This window comes from Mesorhizobium sp. RCAM 05104 (assembly GCF_059683645.1).
The window spans coordinates 1,361,457-1,380,267 of sequence record NZ_CM185033.1 but is presented as its reverse complement, the minus strand read 5'-3'; the positions used below and the strand labels follow the sequence as shown (position 1 = coordinate 1,380,267).

Here is an 18,811-nt window from a genome sequence, read left to right as displayed (position 1 = left end):
CTCCCGTTTGAAGATGATCAGTCCGGATCCACTTCTTGTTCCGGCAAGAACCGGATCGCGTCTCTCTCGCCTACGCCAAGTTGAACGCGTCAGAGCATTCCCTTTTTCGACGGATGGCAAGCCTCCATCTGCAAGTCGTAGTTGGCGTCCGACCAGGCGCCATCAGCGGTCCCATCAGATTGCATCAGTTGCGATGATTTTTTCCGACGCTCGGATGATTGGCGTCGAGGCTCAGCCGAACGGATTGTCCTGGCCGCCTTCGACGCGCCGGTTGCGCCACAGCCTGATCAGCCGGTCGAGCGCCAGGGCGAGCACGGTCAGGGCGCCAGTGACGAAAGTGCCCCACGCGGCATCCACACCAAGCAAGGTCATTGCGCTCAGGATCACCTGGACGATCAGGATGCCGATCGCAGCGCCGATGACACTGCCATGGCCGCCCGACAGCGATGTGCCGCCGATGAGGGCCGCCGCGATCGCCAGCGGCGCAAAGGCGCTGCCGTCACCGGGGGCAATGGCGCCGTAGGCCCCGACATGGATCACGCCGGCAAGCCCCGCCATCGCGCCCATCAGCATCAGCGTCAGGAGCCGCACCTTGGCGGTGGGGATGCCGGCATAGGCGGCCGCCTGCGGATTGCTGCCGACGGCCTGGACCCGATAACCAAAGCGGGTGCGGTGCAGCACGATATGCATCGCCAGTGCCAGCACGATGAAAACGATACCCGCCGCCGGCACCACCGCGAAGGCCTTGGCGGACAGTGTCGTGAAGAAGCTGCCGTCCGCGCCCGCTGGCGCGATCGTCTGTCCCTTGCCAACCACCAGCGACAGGCCCTGGATCATCCACCAGGTGCCGAACGTCACCACCAGGGCGGGCAGACGTAGCGTGATCGCCAACAGGCCGTTGATGAGGCCGAGGCCGGCGCCGAGCACGATCCCTGCCGGGGCGGAAAGCCACGGGTCAAAACCGGCGACCATCAGCAGTGCCGTCAAAACCGCCGCAAGATGGAACACCGCGCCCGCCGAAATGTCGATCTCGCGCAAGGCGAGCACGAACACCATGCCCACCGCCAGCAGGCCGGGCAGGGCGGCTTGCCCCAGCAACGTCCAAAGATTGGCCGGATCCAGGAAGGAGGGCCTCAGCCAACCCAGTATCCCGACCAGGACGGCGAGCGCGACAACGGCACCGGTCTCGCCAGGCAGTCGAATGCCGCGTCCCCGCTGACGGCTCGCCGACCCGGCGAGCAGTGGCGCGGTGTCGGTCTTGGTCATGCAGCGCTCTCCCGACGGGGCTGTCTGTGCTCGCTGCCGGGCTCGTCCGCCGCGATCAGCTTGAGAACCGTCCCGGCATCCATGGCGGCATCGGCGATCTCGCCAACGATTTGGCCCTGGCGGAAGGCAAGGATGCGGTCGCAGAGCCCCGTCAGTTCGGAAAGCTCCTTCGAATGCAGCAGCACGATGCAACCGCTGGCCGCCATTTGGCGGATCAACGCGTAGATTTCCTGCTTGCTGCCGATATCGATGCCGCGGGCCGGCTCATCGAGCAGCACCACTTGCGGGCCGATTTCCAGCCATTTGGCGATGATCACCTTCTGCTGGCCACCGGCCGACAGCGAGCCCGCCGGCATCTCCGGTGCCGACCTGATGCGCAGCGCCTCGATCTGCCGCGCGGCGCGGCCGAGTGCCATCCTGGGCGAGTACCAGCGCGTACCCCAGTCGCGCGCGCCGACGACGACGTTCGACAGGTTGAAGGCGATCGACTTGCCGGGCATCAACCCGTTGCCGCGCTCGCCTGAAATCAGGCAGATGTTGCGTCGCGCCGCCTCCGTGCGGTTCCTCGGCAAGCCGTCGCCATCCGGAAAACGCACCTTGCCTTCGCGCGCCTTTTGCTGCCCGAACAACATGGCAAGCAGGTTCGACGCCCCGGAACCGGCAAGTCCGGCAAGGCCGACGATCTCGCCGGCGCGGGCCGTGAAGCTGATCCCATTCAGTCTGCCGCCGCCAAGCCCGGCGATTGTGATCTGCGGCCGCAGCGTGCCGGCAAGTGTCGGCAAGGCTCTGGGCGGTAGTGGAAACAGGGACTGGCGCAACTGGCCGATCATGGTTTCCTCGGACGCCGTTAGGTACTGCCGCGCCTTGGACAGCACGTCGCGGCCGTTGCGGATGACCGTCAGCTGGTCGGCAATGGCAAGCGTCTCCTCCAGCCGGTTCGATGCGTAGAGCATGCTCATGCCCCTGGCTTTCAACCCCCGCAACACCGTGAACAGCCGCTCGGTCTGACGCCGGTCGAGCGCCGAAGCCGGGTCGTCGAGGATGAGCAGCCTCGGGTTTTCCAGGAGTGCGCGGGCGATGGCGATGAGTTGCCGTTCGCCGGGTGCCAGATCGCTGAGCGGGCGATGGACATCGACGGCGAGACCAAGCTGGCGAAGCGCGTCGCGGCTGCGTGCCTCCATTTCGCGCCGGGAGATCAGCCCGTTGTGCAGCGGTTCGCCGTTGACGAACAGATTGGCGAGCACCGGGCGCTCCGGGAACAGGCCGGCCTGCTGGAGGACCACGCCAATGCCTTGCTTTCGCGCCGCATCGGGGCTGCCGATTGTCACTTTCTTGCCGTCATATTCGATAGTGCCGCTGTCTGGCCGGACGATACCGGCGAGCACCTTTATCAGCGTCGACTTGCCGGCGCCGCTTTCGCCAACCACCGCGTGGATCGAGCCGCGCTCGACCGTAAGGTTCATGTCTTCGAGCACAACCGTGCCGCCAAAGCGCTTGGCGATGGTGCGCACGAAGAGTATCGGCGAATCGGACATATCGACGGCCCCCCGACCGCGCCGCGATCTTGGAGCGGATTGCGTCCGCAGTCACCCGGGTTGCGCACAAAATTGTGTTGATGGCGGCCTCTTCGGAATTGCGTTGATGGCGCCCCTTCGGAAGACGGCCCTAGATGAGCTCTGCCTTCGCCAGCTCGCGCATCAGATGGCTGGCGCCGTAGGTCCAGTGCGGGCAGTCGGGCGACAACCGTACCCGGTTGACCAGCGCGCCGAATTTCTCCGACGAGATGGTGACGATGTCGCCGACCTTGTGGGTGAAGCCCTTGCCCTTCTCGCCGCGATCCTTGGACGGTACGAACATGGTGCCGAGATAGAGCGCCAGCCCGTCCGGATACTGATGATGCGGGCCCATGGCGGCGGCAACCAGTTCTTCCGGCGAACGGCTGATCTCGGCCATCGAACTCGCGCCCTCCAGCGAGAACCCATCCTCGCCCTCGACCTTCAGGCGCACGACGGCCCGCCTCACGTCATCGATCGAAAACGTGTCGTCGAACAGGCGGATGAACGGACCCAGCGCCGCCGAGGCATTGTTGTCCTTGGCCTTGCCGAGCAGCAGCGCCGAACGCCCTTCGACGTCGCGCAGATTGACGTCGTTGCCGATGGTGGCGCCGACGATCCCGCCGCTGCTTGCGGCGATCATGGCGATCTCCGGCTCCGGATTGTTCCAGGTCGACACCGGGTGCAGCCCGACATCGGCACCGAAGCCGACCGAGGCCATCGGCTGGCATTTGGTGAAGATCTCGGCATCGGGGCCGATGCCGACTTCCAGATATTGCGACCAGGCGCCGCGGGCGATGAGCTTGGCCTTGATCTCCATCGCCTCTGGCGAACCGGGCTTGAGCTTCGACAGGTCATGGCCGATCAGCCCGGCGATGTCGGCGCGGATGGCGTCGGCCTTTTCCGCCGAACCGCGCGCCTGTTCCTCGATCACCCGTTCCAGCAGGCTGACGACGAAGGTAACGCCTGACGCCTTGACCGCCTGCAGGTCGACCGGGGACAAGAGATACGGCTTTGCCGGATCGCGTGCCGCCTGGAAGCTGTTGGCGGCGATGGCGTCGAGTGGCCCGATTGGCTTGCCCTTGGCCGATCGGACGTGACCGGCGGGATCAGCCATCTCACAGACATCACGCACGGTCGGAGCCGCACGCGATGTGATGTCGAACACGGTGCCATCGCGGACCGTCACCACCAGCGGATGCAAGGCATCACTGCTCCTGGCGCGGCCGAGAAAGAGGCCTTCGGCGGGCAGGTGCGTCGGGTTCGTCATGGCGTTCGGTCCTCTGGATGATCAACAATGCGAGTTGGCCGGATCGGCGCGGCACTTTCACCGGATTCCGGTCAAAGGTCTATCCCGTCACTGTCGATCGGATTCCAGTTCTGCGAAGATCCGCTGGCGACAGTCCACAAACGAAAATCGAAGCGCTCTTTCAAAACTGTGAAATATTGGCTAGGATTTTCACCGAAACGCAGCGCATCCAGGTGACCCTTTGTCCGCACCATTCTCTGATCCGATCTGGCGCAAGCCGCAGGCAGCTTCCAAGTTTCAGTCGTTTTTTCCAAGCGGTGATCGTGTCGATGTCGTGGTTGTCGGCGGTGGTATCATGGGGCTGTCGACGGCGCTGCATGCTGCTCGCCTTGGCATGTCGGTCCAGGTGCTGGAGGCCGGTGAAATCGGCCAGGGCGCGTCGGGGCTCAATGGCGGGCAGGTCATTCCCGGCCTGAAATATGATCCGGAATGGCTGCTGGAGCATCTTGGCGAGGAGCGCGGCGAGGCGCTTGTCAATTTTGCCGCCTCGACCGCCGATGCGGTGTTCGAACTGATCCGCGACGAACAGCTGTCGGTGCCGTTCGTTCAAAAGGGCTGGATCCAGGCGGCTCATACCGAGGTTGCACTGAAAGCAGCGGCAAACCGCGACCGGCAATGGCGGGCGCGGGGTGCCGACGTCAGGCTTCTGAGCGCGACGGAGATCGCTTCGATGACTGGCGCGCGCGGCTATCTCGGCGGCTGGCACGATCGCCGCGCCGGTGTGATCGACCCGCTTGCCTATACGTCGGAACTTGCCCGGGTCACAGCGGCGGCTGGTGTGCGCATAGCCGAACGCCAGAGGGTCGTACGGCTCACCAATGCCGCCGATATCTGGCGCATTTCAACCGAAAATGGCGCGGAATTGCAGGCCAAGGCGGTCGTCCTGGCGACCAACGCCTACACGGACGGCCTGATCCCCGGCCTCGCCGAGACGATCGTGCCGTTGCATTCCTTCCAGATTGCGACCGCGCCGTTACCGCCTGACCTGGCAGCCACGATCCTGCCGGAAGGGCAGGCGGTGTCGGATTCCAGGCGCATCCTTGTCTATTACCGCAAGAGCGCCGATGGGCGGCTGGTGCTCGGCGGGCGTGGTCGCATGGCCTTGCCGACGAGCGCCGGTGACTGGGCGCATCTCGAGCGCGCGCTGCTGCGGCTCTATCCGGCACTGTCTGGTCTCGCCATAGAAAGGCGTTGGTTCGGCCGGGTGGCGATGACGCCGGACCATCTTCCGCACATCCACGAGCCAGAGCGGGGCCTCGTCGCCGTGGTCGGCTGCCAGGGCCGTGGCGTCGGCCTGATGACGGCACTTGGCGAACGCCTCGCGGGCTATCTCCAAAGCGGTGATGCCAGGCAATTGCCATTTCCGCTTTCGCCGATCCGGCCGATCCCGTTCCATGCTTTCCGGCAGGTCGGCGTTGCCGCAACGATCGCCTGGTATCGCTTGCTCGACGCGCTGGAGCGTTGACTGCGCATCAACGGGATTCCGCTTGACAGTTTCACGAATATGAAAAAGTCTTAGGTAATTTCAAAATTTCGATGAGCAGGTCGATGTCGACCCTAGTTGCAACACGAACGCCAGAGGCCAGGTCTTCATCGGGCTTCCGGATTGCCATGTTGCTGCCGGGCGCGCTGGTCACCTTCCTGCTGATCCTGTTTGCCCTCGGCCTGGTGCTTTTCCTCGCCTTCCGCGGCAATGACGGTTCGCTGCTCGGCGCCGGTTTCACGGTGGCGAACTTCGCCACCGTGGTGTCCGATCCGCTGTACTGGACGGTGACGCTGCGCTCGCTGGTCATTGCCGCTCTGGTCACGCTGGCCACGGTCGTCACCGCCTATCCCGTCGCCTACTATCTCGCCTTCCACGCCGGACGGCGGCGCGGCCTCTTGCTGTTCCTGGTGACGCTTCCGTTCTGGACCAGCTATCTCCTGCGCGTCTTCGCCTGGAAGATCGTTCTGGCCTACAATGGCGTGCTGAATTCGGCGCTGATCGAAAGTGGCATCTGGTCCGAGCCGACACTGGCCTTTCTCAACACGCCGGCCGCCGTCGTCGTCACGCTCGCCCACGCCTATGCGCCGTTCGCCATCCTGCCGATCTATGTGGCGCTGGACACCATCCCGAAATCGCTGATCGAGGCTGCTTCCGATCTCGGTGCGAGACCCTTCACGTCCTTCCGCCGGATCGTGCTGCCCAATTCGATGCCGGGCGTGCTGGCGGCCGCCCTTGTCGTCTTCGTGCCGACGGTTGGCGATTATGTCACGCCGGCTCTCGTCGGCGGCCCGGCCAGCACGATGATCGGTACGTTGATCCAGGCTGAATTCGGCAAGGCCAATGACTGGCCGTTTGGCGCCGCGCTCTCCGTCGCCGTCATGCTGGTCATCCTCTGCGTGGTGCTGGTCGCGCGCTTCACCGACCGCAGATTTGGCAGCCGCACATGAGCGGCGCGCGCACGGAAAGAGGCGGCCGCTGGCTTGGCGTCTACGTCATCGCCTACCTGGTCTTTCTCTATCTGCCGGTGTTGCTGATCCCGCTGTTTTCCTTCAACAACTCGATCCAGGCAGCGTTTCCGCTGCAAGGCTTTACCTTGCAATGGTACGCGACGCTGTTCGGCAATTCGGCACTGTCCGGCGCGCTTTTGAACAGTCTCGTCATCGGTGCCATAGCCGCCACGGGCGCAACGATCTGCGGCATCACCGTATCCTACATGGACCTCTATGGCCGCTCGCCGCTGGCCGCCACCATCAGTGCCATCGCGCGGCTGCCGATCCTGATCCCGGGCGTCATCGTCGGCATATCGCTGCTGATCCTCGTCAATCTCATTGGTCTCGGACCATCGCGCATTGCCATCGTTCTCGGACACATTCTGGTGGCGCTGCCAACGACGGTGGTGATCATGCGCAGCCGCTTCGCGGCCATCCCGAAAACCATTCGCGAGGCGGCACTCGATCTCGGTGCCTCCGACTGGACGACCTTCCGGCGCGTGATGCTGCCGCTCAGCCTGCCGGCCATCATCTCGGCCTTCATGCTGGCCTTCCTGATCTCGTTCGACGAATTCATCGTCGTCTTCTTCCTCGCCGGCACCGAGCCGACGCTGCCGCTCTACATCTGGAGCCAGCTGCGTTTCCCCAAATCGTTGCCGACGGTCATGGCGCTGGGCACGTCGATCCTGGCGGTGTCCTTCGTCATTGCCGCAATCGCCGAAATCCTGCGCCATCGCGGCCTGTCCGCGCCAGCGCCTCGACCCGCGGATCCACCACAACCAAAACAAACCGAGAGAGGAGAACTGCAATGGCATTCGACCTGATAAAGACGGCCCGGACTGGTCTGGCCGCCCTGGCATTGGCGCTGTCGTCGACCGTCGCCTTCGCCGGCGACAAGCTGCAATATTTCACCTGGTCGGGCTACGAACTGCCCGACTTCAACAAGAGCTTCCTCGCCGCGCACCCCGATGGCGTCGAGGCCTCAATCTTCGGTGACGACGATGACGCCTTCACCAAGGTCAAGGCCGGCTTCCGCCCTGACATCGCCCATCCCTGCTACGACAAGGTGGCGCGCTGGAACAAGGAAGGCCTGTTGCAGCCGATCGACACCAAGCGCATCAAGAACTGGGATTCGATCTTCCCGGTGTTCAAGAACCTGCCCGACCTGCAGGCCGGCGACGGCAAGGTCTGGATGGTGCCGTGGGACTGGGGCAACACCTCGATCCTTTATCGCACCGACCTGGTGAAGAACCCGGAAGCGAGCTGGAACCTCCTGTGGGACAAGCAGTACGCCGGTCGCATGGCGACGATCGACGCCGTGCATGACACGCCGATCGTCGCGGCGCTGCTCGCCGGCGTCAATCCGTTCGACATGACACCGGCCGAGATGGACAAGGTGGCCGAAAAGCTGCGCGAGCAGCGGCCGCTGCTCTCCAACTACACCACCGACATGACCTCGGTCGAGCAGGCGCTGGCCAGCGGCCAGCTGGTCGCGGCCATGACCTGGAACGCGTCCGCCACCTCGTTGAAGAAGCAGGGCGTGCCGGTCGAGTTCATGAAGCCGAAGGAAGGCATGCTGACCTGGGCCTGCGGCTTCGTCATGCTGAAGGACGCCAAGAATGTCGATCTCGCCTACGACTTCATCAACAGCCGGCTGGACGCCGACTCAGGCAAGTACCTGATCGAGGCCTATGGCTATGGCAGTTCGCTGAGCTCCGCCTTTGCCACCGTGCCGAAGGAGGATCTGGAGAAATTGCAGCTGCCGTCCGATCCGGAAGTGATGCTGAAGACCACCATCTTCACCGGACCGATGAAACAGAATGACGAACTCGCCAAGATGTTCGAAAAGGTCAAAGCGGGCGGGTGAGGCTTCGGCCCCCCAATCGTTGTGAAGACGACTAGCTACCAAAGGTTTGTGCGCCCCCTCATCCGCCTGCCGGCACCTTCCCCCCGTATAGTGACGGGGAGAAGGGCAACCTCCAGCGCTGGTGAACCCCTCTCCCCGTCCTTTACGCGGAGAGGGTAAGGGTGAGGGGCAGCGCAAGCGTTCTGAAGAGCAGCGGGTGCGGCAAACGAGGACGTATGCATGGATGTTCTGGACGAGCCGGCTGAAAGGCCGAAGGACGATGCCGACGTGCGGGTCGGCCGGCGCGTGCGGGCTCTGCGGCTCGAGCGCAACTTGTCGCTGGCTGACCTTGCCGCCAGGGCAGGCGTGTCGATCGGCGCGCTCAGCCAGATCGAGCGTGGCATGTCCTCGCTGCGCGTCAAGGTGATCTGGCCGCTCGCCGCCGCGCTCGACATCGAGCCGTCGGCATTGATCGCCGACGGCAACGATGCCGTCAGCGATCTCTATTGCGTGCGCGCCAACAGCCGCCGCGCCATTCCCGTCAAGTCGGAAGGTATTGCCAAGGCGCTGCTGTCGCCGCCGGGTGCAACGTTGACCGGCATGCTGGTGACGGTGGAAGCCAGTGGCGGCACCGCCGAGGCCTATGCGCATGCCGGGCATGAATTCGGCTTCGTCCTGTCGGGAGAGGTCGAACTGGTGGTGGATTCCACAAACTACGTTCTGAAGAGCGGCGACAGTTTTGCCTTCAAGAGCACGCTTTTGCATGCCTTCCGCAATCCGGGTGCCGAGCGCTGCCAGATCCTCTGGGTCAACACCACGAAACCGTCCGAGGTTCGCGATGGCGCCTGATCCTCTCGTCCGGTTGCAAGCGGTCTCGAAGGTTTTTCCCGGCGGCATCGTCGGACTCGACGCCGTCGATCTCGACATCGTCCGTGGCGAGTTTCTCACCCTTCTTGGTCCATCCGGCTGCGGCAAGACAACCAGCCTGCGGGTCATCGCCGGGTTCGAAAGCCCGTCGAGCGGCAAGGTGTTGCTCGACGGCCGTGACATCACCGCGCTTCGGCCGTTCGATCGGCCCGTCAACACCGTGTTCCAGGACTATGCGCTGTTTCCGCACATGAACGTCGCTGAAAATGTCGGTTTCGGCCTCTCCCTGCGAAAGTTGTCCGGTGCCGAGCAGGCAAAACGCGTCGGCGAAGCCCTCGACATGGTCGGCCTTGCCGACAAGCTTGGCGCCCGCGTGTCCGAACTCTCGGGCGGCCAGCGCCAGCGCGTCGCACTCGCCCGCGCCATCGTCTGCGAGCCGCGCGTGCTGCTGCTCGACGAACCGCTGTCGGCGCTCGATGCGCATCTGCGCGAACAGATGCAGGTCGAACTGAAGCGGCTGCAGTCCAGCCTTGGCACCACCTTCGTCATGGTCACTCACGACCAGACTGAAGCGCTGTCGATCTCCGACCGCATCGTCGTCATGAACAAGGGCCGCATCGAGCAGATTGCGCCGCCGGCGACGCTTTACGACCGGCCCGCCACCACATTCGTCGCCAGCTTCATCGGCACGATGAACCTGCTGCAGTCGCGCTTTGTCGGCCGTGACGGCGATCGCTTGCGCTTCGCCGCCGGCGCTCTGCCGCTGGAAGCCATGCCGGAAAATGGCGAGGCCCCGAGCGCGGGGGCAATGCGCATCATCGGCGTGCGGCCGGAGGATCTCCTGGCGACGACCGAAGCCACGGCCGGCACGGCGCCGGCGCGCGTCAACAGCATCGTCTTTCACGGCCGGACCTTGCGCCTGCATGCCGAACTCGGGCAGGGCGTCCCGATCGTCATCGACGCCCCCCGCCAGGCCGAGGGGTTTCAATTCAGCGTCGGCGACGTGGCGCATATCAGTCTGCGTCGTGGCGCCAACTGCCCCGTGCTGCCGAGCTAGTCTCATCCGCGTCTCAAGGCTGCAGCCCAACTGCGCGCGGGACACGTTCGCGCCGTTCGGTGGTTACAAACAAAGTCTGGCAACGGCCGCGAACACGCCCACTAGGCGATTCATCCCGCCAATGCCGCAGCCCCGGCGTCCGTTCCATCTTTGCTTGATTTGTTCCCTATTTGTTCTATAATTCTCAACCGGATACAATTTGCCGGTCGAGTTCAGTTATGAGTGGGCAACCTGCATTCGGGACCGCCAAGAACGGTCAGACCTTTTTCCAATGGGAAGAGTTCGAGCGACATTTCGACGACCGGATCTTCTTCGCGATCCTTGCCGAGAGCGCTATCGCCGGCCCTCTCGCGCGGAAGGCTGTCGACCTGGATCGGGAGTTAGGGTTGCAAGGCTGGTTTGTTCCGGAAGATCACATCCATATCTCGCTCGTCGGTCTCGGTGACCATGACGGATTTCCACAAGAGTTGGTCGAAATCGCCTGCCGCATAGGCTCGATGATCGTTGCAAAACCTTTCGAGGTTTCGTTCGATCGCCTGTCGGCTTTTGGCGGCGGTTCGCTTGTTCTGCGCGGTGGCAGTGGCAGCAATCCGGCACTGCAAGAATTCTGGCGCAACCTCACTGCGCTGATTTCCGACAGCCCGTTGAAATGCTTTCTCACAAAATCCATCGAACCGCATGTGACGCTGCTTCGCGATGAAGCGCGTGTTCCCAAAATCCGCGAACGGTCGATTGATCCAGTCAGCTGGTTCGTGCGGGATTTTGTGCTGATCCACAGTCTTATCGGCAAGGGTGTCTACAAGGAGCGTGGACGTTGGCAATTGACCGGCCAGGACGATTCCCTGGCCGGTATGTGAGAAATCGTCGTCACACAGCCCCGCTATATCCATCGTCCTGACACGCCTTGTCAGCTATCGACCGGGCCAACGATGGCGGGCCGGCAAGCGCTTCCCTACTTCGAGTGCGTCCGAACAGGAGGAACACAAATGACCATCGCGGAAATTGCCAAGGATTTCACCGAACTCCTCAAGCAGGATGATCACAACGGTGCTGCTGAAAAATACAATGCCGAGGACATCGCCAGCTACGAAGCCATGGAGGGACCGATGGCCGTCAGCCACGGCAAGGAGGCCCTCAGGCAGAAAAGCCAAAGGTGGCACGAAAACCACGAGGTCCATGGCGGCTCGGTCGAGGGACCCTATGTCAACGGCGACCAGTTCGCGGTGCGCTTCACATTCGACATAACGCCCAAGGCCACCGGCCAGCGTGTCACCATGGACGAGGTTGGCCTCTACACGGTCAAGAACGGCAAGATTACCGAAGAGCGTTTTTACTACTGAGGCAGGAGATACCTCCGACTTCGGAGCCTGCTCTTCGCTTCGAGGTACAAGCATGGCGGCCGGGACGGCGTCCTGGCCGCCATGTGGCGTTCAAATCGTTTTCGCATACGCTGCAAGCTGATCGGCCACCGTGCCCCAGCCATCGAAGAAACCCATCTCCTCATGGTTCTTGCGGGTGGCCTCGTCGCGGTGGATGGCGGTGGCGGTGTAGCGCGTGCTCTCGCCTTCCCGCTGGAGGGAAATGACCGCGGTGATGAAGGGCTCGCCCGACGGCCGGTAACCTGGCAGCAGCGCATCCGTCCACACCAGCCGCTCGTTCGGCACGATGTCCAGATAACAGCAATGGCGGTCGTTGACTTCCTTGCCGTCGGGCGACTGCATACGTGTCCGGAACAGCCCACCGGGCCTGAGGTCGATCTCGCAGTCGGTGATCAGCCACGGCCTGGGCGTGAACCATTGCTTGACATGCTCCGGCTTCGTCCAGGCTCGCCACAGCAGCTCGCGCGGCGCGTCGATAACGCGCTCCAGCACGAGGTCCAGTCTGGGATCCGGCTTGAAAGGATAGCTCATTTTTCGTTCTCCTTCAGGGTCATCACATAGGCGTCGAACTGGTCGAGGCGGCGCTCCCACAACGTCCGCTGTTCCGCCAGCCAGTTCTCCGCGAGCCGCAGCGGCTCGGGCGCCAGTTGGTAGGTCCTTGTGCGGCCGATCTTTTCCGATCGAACCAGCCCGCAGCCTTCCAGCACCTTGAGGTGTTCGATGAAGGAGGGCAGGGCCATTTCGAAAGGCTGCGCCAGTTCGCTGACCGAAGCCGGGCTCCTGTTCAGCCGCTCGACAACGCGCCGTCGCGTCGGATCGGCAAGCGCGCGGAAGATGCCATCGATGGGCGGGGGGCTCGGATTTGCAGTCTGAAGGCTTGTCATTGGTCGATCCTGAGGTGCCATCAAAAGTGGCACAAAATACTTAGGAAAAATCCTTAGTATTGGCAATCCCCAAAATGCGACCATGCGGGCCTGGGTGCTGGCAAAGCGGGAAAGGCGGTTTTAGGCTGCGAAACGGATTCGACTGTCGGCCCAAGGAAAGCACGCTTTGACGATCACCATGTACGGCATCACCAACTGCGACACGATCAAGAAGGCGCGCGTCTGGCTGGAGGGTCATGACGTGCCCTATCGTTTCCATGACTATCGGGCTGAAGGCATCGAGGCGGGCAAGCTGAATGTCTGGGTCGGCAAGGTCGGCTGGGAAAAACTGCTCAACAAGGGCAGCACCACATTCCGCGAACTGCCGGAGGCAGACAAGCAATCGCTCGACGAGCAGAAGGCCAAGGCGCTGATGCTGGCAAGGCCGACGATGATCAAGCGCCCTGTGCTGGAGGTCGGTGACAGTATTCTCGTCGGCTTCAAGCCGGATGTTTATGACCAGGCGGTGGGGAAATAGAGCAGACCTTCACCCCGTCGCGTTCCTTAGCGCCTCAGAAACGTCAGCCGCCTCAACCTGCTCTGAGATACGCCGCCAGCGCCACCGCATTGTTGTGCGCTTCGTCATGCGCGCCGTAGAGCAGCGTCACCTTGCCGTCGTGGAGCATGGCGCGCAGTTGTTCCACCACCTCGCCATTCCCGTCCAGTTCGGCACGATATCGCTTCTGAAACTCAGCCCAGCGTTCGGGCCTGTGCCCGAACCACTTGCGCAATTCGGCGCTCGGCGCCACGTCCTTCAGCCATAGCTCCAGCGCGGCATGCTCCTTGCTGACGCCGCGCGGCCAGACGCGGTCGACCAGCACTCGCTGGCCATCGGCTTCTTCGGGTGCCGCATAGACGCGCTTGACCGCGATCCCGAAGGCCATCAATGCCCTCCTTCATGCAATCCCGTCAGGCCCACTCGCCCTTGCGCATGACAGGCACGCGGGCACCGTCCTTGTGGACGCCGTCGATGTCGATCTTGTCCGAACCGATCATCCAGTCGATGTGGATGAAGCTCTTGTTGCCGCCTCGCGCCGCGATCTCATCCTGGCTCAGCGACGCGCCATTGACGAAGCACTTCGAATAGCACTGGCCAAGCGCGATGTGGCAGGCGGCGTTCTCGTCGAACAGCGTGTTGAAGAACAACAGGCCACTCGCCGAGATCGGCGAGGAATGCGGCACCAGCGCCACTTCGCCGAGACGGCGCGCGCCCTCGTCGGTGTCGAGCACCTTCTTCAGCACGTCCTCGCCTTTCGAAGCCTTGGCCTCGACGATCCTGCCTTCCTCGAAACGCACCGAGATCTCGTCGATCAGCGTGCCCTGGTAGGACAGCGGCTTGGTCGAGGAGACATTGCCCTCGACGCGCCTTGCATGCGGCGTGGTGAAGACTTCCTCGGTCGGGATGTTGGGATTGCAGGTGATGCCGTTCTTGGCAGTCGAAGCGCCGCCCATCCATTCATGGCCGTCCGCCAGCCCGACAGTCAGGTCTGTGCCGGGTCCGGTGAAGTGCAGCTCATGGAAATTATGCCCGTTGAGCCATTCAGTGCGGCCGCGAAGCGCTGCATTGTGGGCCTTCCAGTTGCCGATCGGGTCCTCCACATCCACCCGCGAGGCGGCGAAGATGGCATCGGCAAGCTTCGCCACGGCAACATCGTCGGCATCGTCCGGAAAGACCTGCTTGGCCCAGGCGAGGTCCGGGTAGGCGACGATGTTCCAGTTGATGTCGAAGCCGGTGATCTTTTCCAGCGCCGGCTGGTAGGCCATCGAATTCGCCTTGTTGGCGCGAGCCACTTTCGCCGGGTCCTGCGCCGACAACAGCGACGGATCCTCGCCGCGTACGGCAAGCCGCGCCGCATTGTTGGAAAAGGCTTTCGCCATGCCTTCATAGAGCCAGCCGGCGGCACGGTCGAAGCTGGCATCGGCGCCGAAGCGGTAGCGCGCCAGCGTCATCTCATCGTCGTTGAAGATCGGCGTCACCAGGCCGGCGCCTGCCTTGTAGGCATGCTCGACGATCCGCCTGGTCAGCGGCAGTGCCGCGATCGACGATGTCAGCACCAGATCCTGTCCGGGTTGCAATTGCAGCCCGACCTTGATGGCGACCTCCGCCAGCCTGTCGAGCTTCACCGGGTCGATCGATGCGGAAACGCCGCGCGAATGTGTGGTCATGATCCTGCCTGCCGTGATGTTTTGATCCGGTCTTACATAGACCGCAGTCCGCATCCTTTCCACCGCGATTGCGCTGGTCCAGACCTAGGCCGCGCTTTCAACCGACCTGAACTGCGCCATCGTCGCCTCGATCTCCTCGCGGACCCAGATCTTGAAATCCCTGACCTTGCGGCTTTCGCTCCTGGTGGCGGAGGTGACCAGCCAGTAGCCGAGCCCGCTCTGGGCGCGGATTCCGAAAGGCGCCACCAGCCGCCCGTCGACCAGCGCATCCGCGGTCAGCAATTGCCAGCCGAGCATCACACCGTGGCCGGCAATCGCCGATTCCAGGCACAGCATCGGGTCGGTGAAGCGCGCCCCCTTCAGGAAGGTGACCGGTGGAACACCGGCCGCCTCGAACCAGCTTTCCCAGTTGATCATCGCCCGCTCGTCGGTGATCGCGCAGGTCTGGGCAAGGTCCTCGACCGATTTCAGTTTTTTGGCGATGACAGGCGCGCAGACCGGGAAGACCTCCTGCGCCAGAAGCAGTTCCGCCCGCCCGCCCGGCCATTTGCCGTCGCCTAGCCGGATGGCGATGTCGATGTCGGAGTGATCGAGATCGGCCAGCCGTACCGAAGCGTCGATGCGCAAGAGCACGTTGGGATGCCGCGCGAAGTGACGCGACAGCCTGGGCAGCAGCCATTTCGAGGCAAAGGCCGGTGCCACTGAAACCACCAATGTGCATTGCGTGGCCTCGTCGGCCAGTGCCACGGCCTGGGCAAGCTCGCGAAACCCCGCGCCAAGGCGGGCCGCGAAGACGGCGCCGAATTCGGTCGGCACGAGACCGCTCGCCGTCCGCTCGAACAGCGCCTGGCCGAGCTGCTTTTCGGTGCGGCTGATCTGCTGGCTGACGGCGCTGACGGAAACGGTGAGTTCACCGGCCGCCGCCGCAAGCGAGCCGAGACGGGCAACGGTTTCGACGGCGCGAAGGCCGTTGAGATGGACGCGATTGAGCATGGCCATTTGAGTTTTTCTAAACCGATCCGGCTGAAATCTCAATTGAAAGACATATCGAAACGGCAGACTTATTGGCGGGAGACAGGCCCACGGAGCCGGAAATGCTGAGGATGTTGTCGTCGCTGAAGGTCTTGTTCGCCGCGAACACGCCGTATGAGCCGTGCCGTGAAAGCGAGACGCAGGGATGGCTGATCGATCCGCTTTCGCACCCCGTGCTGAACAACATGTCGGAGCGCGAACTTGGTGATGTGCCGTTCAGGCTGACGGCGCGGCGGACCGTGCACGAGACGGCTTCATTGCATGCCGGTGGACGCTGCTGAGCGGACGCCAAGCGTTCCGGCTAAAGCAGAAGTCGAGGCGATCGCGCCGCCACGCGGTTGCACTGGCCCAACAAAAGGCGGATTGTTTCACCGGCTCGCGCACTTATTGTGCGCTGCAATGATATCGCCCACCTCGACAGCGCTACGCTACGCTTTCGCCGGCATGATTGCCCTGGCCGTCGCCATGGGCATCGGCCGCTTCGTCTATACCCCGATCCTGCCTGGCATGATGGAAGAGCTTCACCTGTCGCCGGCCGATGCCGGCTGGATCGCCTCCGCCAACTATCTCGGCTATCTCGTCGGCGCGCTGGCGGCGGCGGGCGGCTGGGCGCATGGGCGCGAGCGTCTGCTGATGCTGGCGGGTCTCGGCGCCAGCACTGTCCTGGCCGCCCTGATGGGGCTGACTGACGCGATGGTCGCCTTTCTCGTCATCCGCTTTCTTGCCGGTCTGGCCAGCGCCTTTGTCATGGTGTTCATGGCCAGCATCGTTTTCAGCCATATCGCGGCTGCCCGTCGCGGCGATCTGCAGGCCTGGCATTTTGGTGGCGTTGGCCTCGGCATTGCGATGTCCGCGGCGATGATGGCGGTCCTCGTCACCGAACATGCCGGCTGGGCGGCGGGCTGGCTGTGGTCGGCGGCGATTTCGGCTTGCGGCTTTGTGGTCGTGGCGCTGCTGGTGGATGAGGGCCCCCTCGCCAATGGCGAAGCCGGGCGTGAGCCGGCTCTGCCGAAGGACCGGTCGCTGCTGAAGATCATTGTCGCCTACGGCCTGTTTGGTTTTGGCTATGTGGTGACGGCGACATTCCTGGTCGCCATCGTCCGGCAAGGCGGCGGCAGCCGCGTCTTCGAGGCTGTTGTGTGGATGGTCGCCGGCCTTGCCGGATTTCCCTCGACCTGGCTCTGGCAGAAGATCGCCGCACGGGTCGGACTCTATGTCGCCTATGCGCTGGCATGTTTCATCGAAGTTGTCGGCGTCACGGCTAGCGTCGCCATCGGCGGACGCACCGGGCCGCTGCTTGGCGGCCTGCTGCTCGGCGTCACCTTCATTGCCATCACCGCGCTTGGCCTGCAGGCCGCACGGCAGCTGGCGCCACTGGCGCCACGCCGGATCTTTGCCGTGATGACGGCCTCATTCGGACTTGGCCAGATCATCGGTCCGGTTGCCGCTGGGTTTCTGGCGCAGGCGTCAGGTGATTTCTTCCTCGCCTCGATTGTCGCGGCCGGCGCTCTTGTCGTTTCCGGCGCCATCACATGGTCGGCTGCGCCAAAATCGCCATGATTGTGGTTTTGCTCGGCACAGGGCATCGGGCAGGCATTTGCTTTCCAACTAATGTGTGACCTTATGCCCGCTAAACCCCGCTGATTTGCGCACCGACCGAGGAATCCGCCACAGTGTTCGTATCCTTCTTCCCGCAGCCGAAGCTGTTCTTCTCTTCGGCCGCCATCTGGAGCCTTGCGGCAATCCTGTTCTGGTTCTTCGGCGGCGAGCAGTTGGGCGCCCTGTTCGGGCTGCCGCCGGCAGCCGCCGACGCGCCGCCCATCATCGGCATCGCCGTGCTCGTATCGAAGCCGTTTCTCTGGTTCTATCTCTACTTCGTGTTTTGCGTGGCCGTCTTCTATGCGTTCTGGAGCTGGTACTCTCCGCATCCTTGGCAGCGCTGGTCGATCCTGATGACGGCGGTCATCCTGTTCTTTATCTATTTCAACGTGCAGGTCAGCGTCGCCGTCAACGCCTGGTACGGGCCTTTCTTCGACTATGTACAGGGGCTGATGTCGGGGACCGGGAAGTCTACCAACAGAGAGTTTTACATCGGATTGGCCGACTTTTCGTGGCTCGCGCTGATCGGCATGAACGTGCAGGTGGTCAATGCCTTCATCGTCAGCCACTGGATCTTCCGCTGGCGCACGGCGATGAACAATTACTTCGTCGAGAACTGGGGCAGGCTGCGTCATATCGAAGGCGCCTCGCAGCGCATCCAGGAAGACACGATGCGCTTTTCGCAGATCATGGAGGACCTGGGGTCAAGTTTCGTCCAGTCGATCATGACCTTGATCGCATTCCTGCCGGTCATGATCCAGTTGCAGGCCCATATCACCGAGCTGCCGATCATCGGCACGATTCCCCAGCCATTGGTTGTCGCAGCACTGGCCTGGTGTCTGTTCGGAACGATCTCGGTGATGATTGCCGGCCTGAAACTTCCCGGGCTGCAGTTCCGCAACCAGCGTGTTGAAGCCGCCTATCGCAAGGAACTGGTCTACGGTGAAGATCATGCGGACAGGGCGCAGCCGGCCACCACCGCCGAGCTATTCGCGAATGTTCGTCACAACTATTTCAGGCTCTATTTCCACTACATCTATTTCAACGTTGTCCGTTACACCTACCTGCAGGCGGACAACATTTTCTCGCTGCTGATCCTGGGTCCGTCGCTGGTTGCGCACAAGATCACGTTCGGCGCGCTGAACCAAATTTCGAACGCATTCGGCAAGGTGACGGGTTCGCTGCAGTTTCTGCTTACCTCCTGGTCGACGATCGTCGAACTTCAGTCGGTTCACAAACGCCTGCGCGCCTTCGAGGCGACGCTGCAAGGGGAACCGCTGCCGGATATCGACCAGCGCTACCTGGCAAGGCAGAGCGCCGAGGATCCGGCCTGATAAAG

At 63.0% G+C, this 18,811-nt stretch carries 20 protein-coding genes; 12 read left to right on the top strand and 8 right to left on the bottom strand.

All coding sequences use genetic code 11. The annotated features are described in order from the left end of the window. Positions 1-231 precede the first annotated feature (231 nt). The 3 genes from AC56QP_RS07175 to AC56QP_RS07165 all read right to left on the bottom strand — a co-directional run bounded on the left by AC56QP_RS07175 (position 232) and on the right by AC56QP_RS07165 (position 4,089). Complete coding sequence (locus tag AC56QP_RS07175) at positions 232-1,266, bottom strand: ABC transporter permease (RefSeq protein WP_489860340.1); 1,035 nt, start codon at positions 1,264-1,266, stop codon at positions 232-234. Further along, positions 1,263-2,801, bottom strand: coding sequence for a sugar ABC transporter ATP-binding protein (locus AC56QP_RS07170; protein WP_489860341.1), 1,539 nt, complete (start codon positions 2,799-2,801; stop codon positions 1,263-1,265). The genes AC56QP_RS07175 and AC56QP_RS07170 overlap by 4 nt, the downstream gene beginning before the upstream one ends. Before the next feature lie 130 nt (positions 2,802-2,931). Then, entirely contained in the window at positions 2,932-4,089 is a 1,158-nt protein-coding gene (locus tag AC56QP_RS07165) for a fumarylacetoacetate hydrolase family protein (RefSeq protein ID WP_489860342.1), read from the bottom strand. Positions 4,090-4,309: 220 nt separating this feature from the next. Between AC56QP_RS07165 and AC56QP_RS07160 the strand changes: the two genes are divergently transcribed. The 8 genes from AC56QP_RS07160 to AC56QP_RS07125 all read left to right on the top strand — a co-directional run bounded on the left by AC56QP_RS07160 (position 4,310) and on the right by AC56QP_RS07125 (position 11,713). Continuing rightward, on the top strand, positions 4,310-5,593 hold the full coding sequence (locus tag AC56QP_RS07160; protein ID WP_489860343.1) for an NAD(P)/FAD-dependent oxidoreductase: 1,284 nt from the start codon (positions 4,310-4,312) through the stop codon (positions 5,591-5,593). Between the two features lie 83 nt (positions 5,594-5,676). Beyond that, complete coding sequence (locus AC56QP_RS07155) at positions 5,677-6,561, top strand: ABC transporter permease (RefSeq protein WP_489860344.1); 885 nt, start codon at positions 5,677-5,679, stop codon at positions 6,559-6,561. Next, positions 6,558-7,427 (top strand): ABC transporter permease, encoded by an 870-nt coding sequence (locus tag AC56QP_RS07150; protein ID WP_489860345.1) that lies wholly within the window; start codon positions 6,558-6,560, stop codon positions 7,425-7,427. The genes AC56QP_RS07155 and AC56QP_RS07150 overlap by 4 nt, the downstream gene beginning before the upstream one ends. Beyond that, the gene (locus AC56QP_RS07145) at positions 7,412-8,470 is read left to right on the top strand and encodes an ABC transporter substrate-binding protein (RefSeq protein WP_489860346.1); all 1,059 of its coding nucleotides are present in this window, start codon (positions 7,412-7,414) and stop codon (positions 8,468-8,470) included. The genes AC56QP_RS07150 and AC56QP_RS07145 overlap by 16 nt, the downstream gene beginning before the upstream one ends. Before the next feature lie 219 nt (positions 8,471-8,689). Next, positions 8,690-9,298, top strand: a complete 609-nt coding sequence (locus AC56QP_RS07140) for a cupin domain-containing protein (protein WP_489860347.1) — start codon at positions 8,690-8,692, stop codon at positions 9,296-9,298. Then, positions 9,288-10,373: an ABC transporter ATP-binding protein gene (locus tag AC56QP_RS07135; RefSeq protein ID WP_489860348.1), complete on the top strand. Its 1,086-nt coding sequence runs from the start codon at positions 9,288-9,290 to the stop codon at positions 10,371-10,373. The genes AC56QP_RS07140 and AC56QP_RS07135 overlap by 11 nt, the downstream gene beginning before the upstream one ends. Before the next feature lie 218 nt (positions 10,374-10,591). Further along, complete coding sequence (locus AC56QP_RS07130; RefSeq protein ID WP_489860349.1) at positions 10,592-11,230, top strand: 2'-5' RNA ligase family protein; 639 nt, start codon at positions 10,592-10,594, stop codon at positions 11,228-11,230. 129 nt (positions 11,231-11,359) lie between these two features. Further along, positions 11,360-11,713: a SnoaL-like domain-containing protein gene (locus tag AC56QP_RS07125; protein WP_489860350.1), complete on the top strand. Its 354-nt coding sequence runs from the start codon at positions 11,360-11,362 to the stop codon at positions 11,711-11,713. Positions 11,714-11,803: 90 nt separating this feature from the next. Here the strand turns inward: AC56QP_RS07125 and AC56QP_RS07120 are convergent, their stop codons facing one another. Together AC56QP_RS07120 and AC56QP_RS07115 are read right to left on the bottom strand one after the other, a co-directional pair. Beyond that, positions 11,804-12,283, bottom strand: a complete 480-nt coding sequence (locus tag AC56QP_RS07120) for an SRPBCC family protein (protein WP_489860351.1) — start codon at positions 12,281-12,283, stop codon at positions 11,804-11,806. Further along, on the bottom strand, positions 12,280-12,636 hold the full coding sequence (locus tag AC56QP_RS07115; RefSeq protein ID WP_489860352.1) for an ArsR/SmtB family transcription factor: 357 nt from the start codon (positions 12,634-12,636) through the stop codon (positions 12,280-12,282). Before AC56QP_RS07115 ends, AC56QP_RS07120 begins: the two co-directional genes overlap by 4 nt. Positions 12,637-12,802: 166 nt before the next feature. On the opposite strand from AC56QP_RS07115, the gene AC56QP_RS07110 reads away from it, so the two are divergent. Next, positions 12,803-13,153, top strand: a complete 351-nt coding sequence (locus tag AC56QP_RS07110; RefSeq protein ID WP_489860353.1) for an ArsC family reductase — start codon at positions 12,803-12,805, stop codon at positions 13,151-13,153. A 52-nt stretch (positions 13,154-13,205) separates the two neighbouring features. Here AC56QP_RS07110 and AC56QP_RS07105 read toward each other — a convergent pair whose 3' ends face one another. From AC56QP_RS07105 to AC56QP_RS07095, 3 genes are all read right to left on the bottom strand, one after another. Next, positions 13,206-13,559 carry a DUF488 domain-containing protein gene (locus AC56QP_RS07105; protein ID WP_489860354.1) on the bottom strand — a complete coding sequence of 118 codons (354 nt, stop codon included), beginning with the start codon at positions 13,557-13,559 and terminating at the stop codon, positions 13,206-13,208. Positions 13,560-13,584: 25 nt separating this feature from the next. After that, positions 13,585-14,841 carry an aminopeptidase gene (locus tag AC56QP_RS07100; RefSeq protein ID WP_489860355.1) on the bottom strand — a complete coding sequence of 419 codons (1,257 nt, stop codon included), beginning with the start codon at positions 14,839-14,841 and terminating at the stop codon, positions 13,585-13,587. A gap of 84 nt (positions 14,842-14,925) precedes the next feature. Continuing rightward, positions 14,926-15,840, bottom strand: a complete 915-nt coding sequence (locus tag AC56QP_RS07095) for a LysR substrate-binding domain-containing protein (RefSeq protein WP_489860356.1) — start codon at positions 15,838-15,840, stop codon at positions 14,926-14,928. Between the two features lie 95 nt (positions 15,841-15,935). Here AC56QP_RS07095 and AC56QP_RS07090 point away from each other — a divergent pair, with 95 nt between their 5' ends. From AC56QP_RS07090 to sbmA, 3 genes are all read left to right on the top strand, one after another. Continuing rightward, a complete protein-coding gene (locus AC56QP_RS07090; RefSeq protein WP_489860357.1) occupies positions 15,936-16,154 on the top strand; it encodes a hypothetical protein in 219 nt (72 codons plus the stop codon). 118 nt (positions 16,155-16,272) lie between these two features. Next, positions 16,273-17,433 carry a YbfB/YjiJ family MFS transporter gene (locus AC56QP_RS07085; protein WP_489860358.1) on the top strand — a complete coding sequence of 387 codons (1,161 nt, stop codon included), beginning with the start codon at positions 16,273-16,275 and terminating at the stop codon, positions 17,431-17,433. 113 nt (positions 17,434-17,546) lie between these two features. Then, a complete protein-coding gene (sbmA, locus tag AC56QP_RS07080; protein WP_497100625.1) occupies positions 17,547-18,806 on the top strand; it encodes a peptide antibiotic transporter SbmA in 1,260 nt (419 codons plus the stop codon). Positions 18,807-18,811 lie beyond the last annotated feature (5 nt).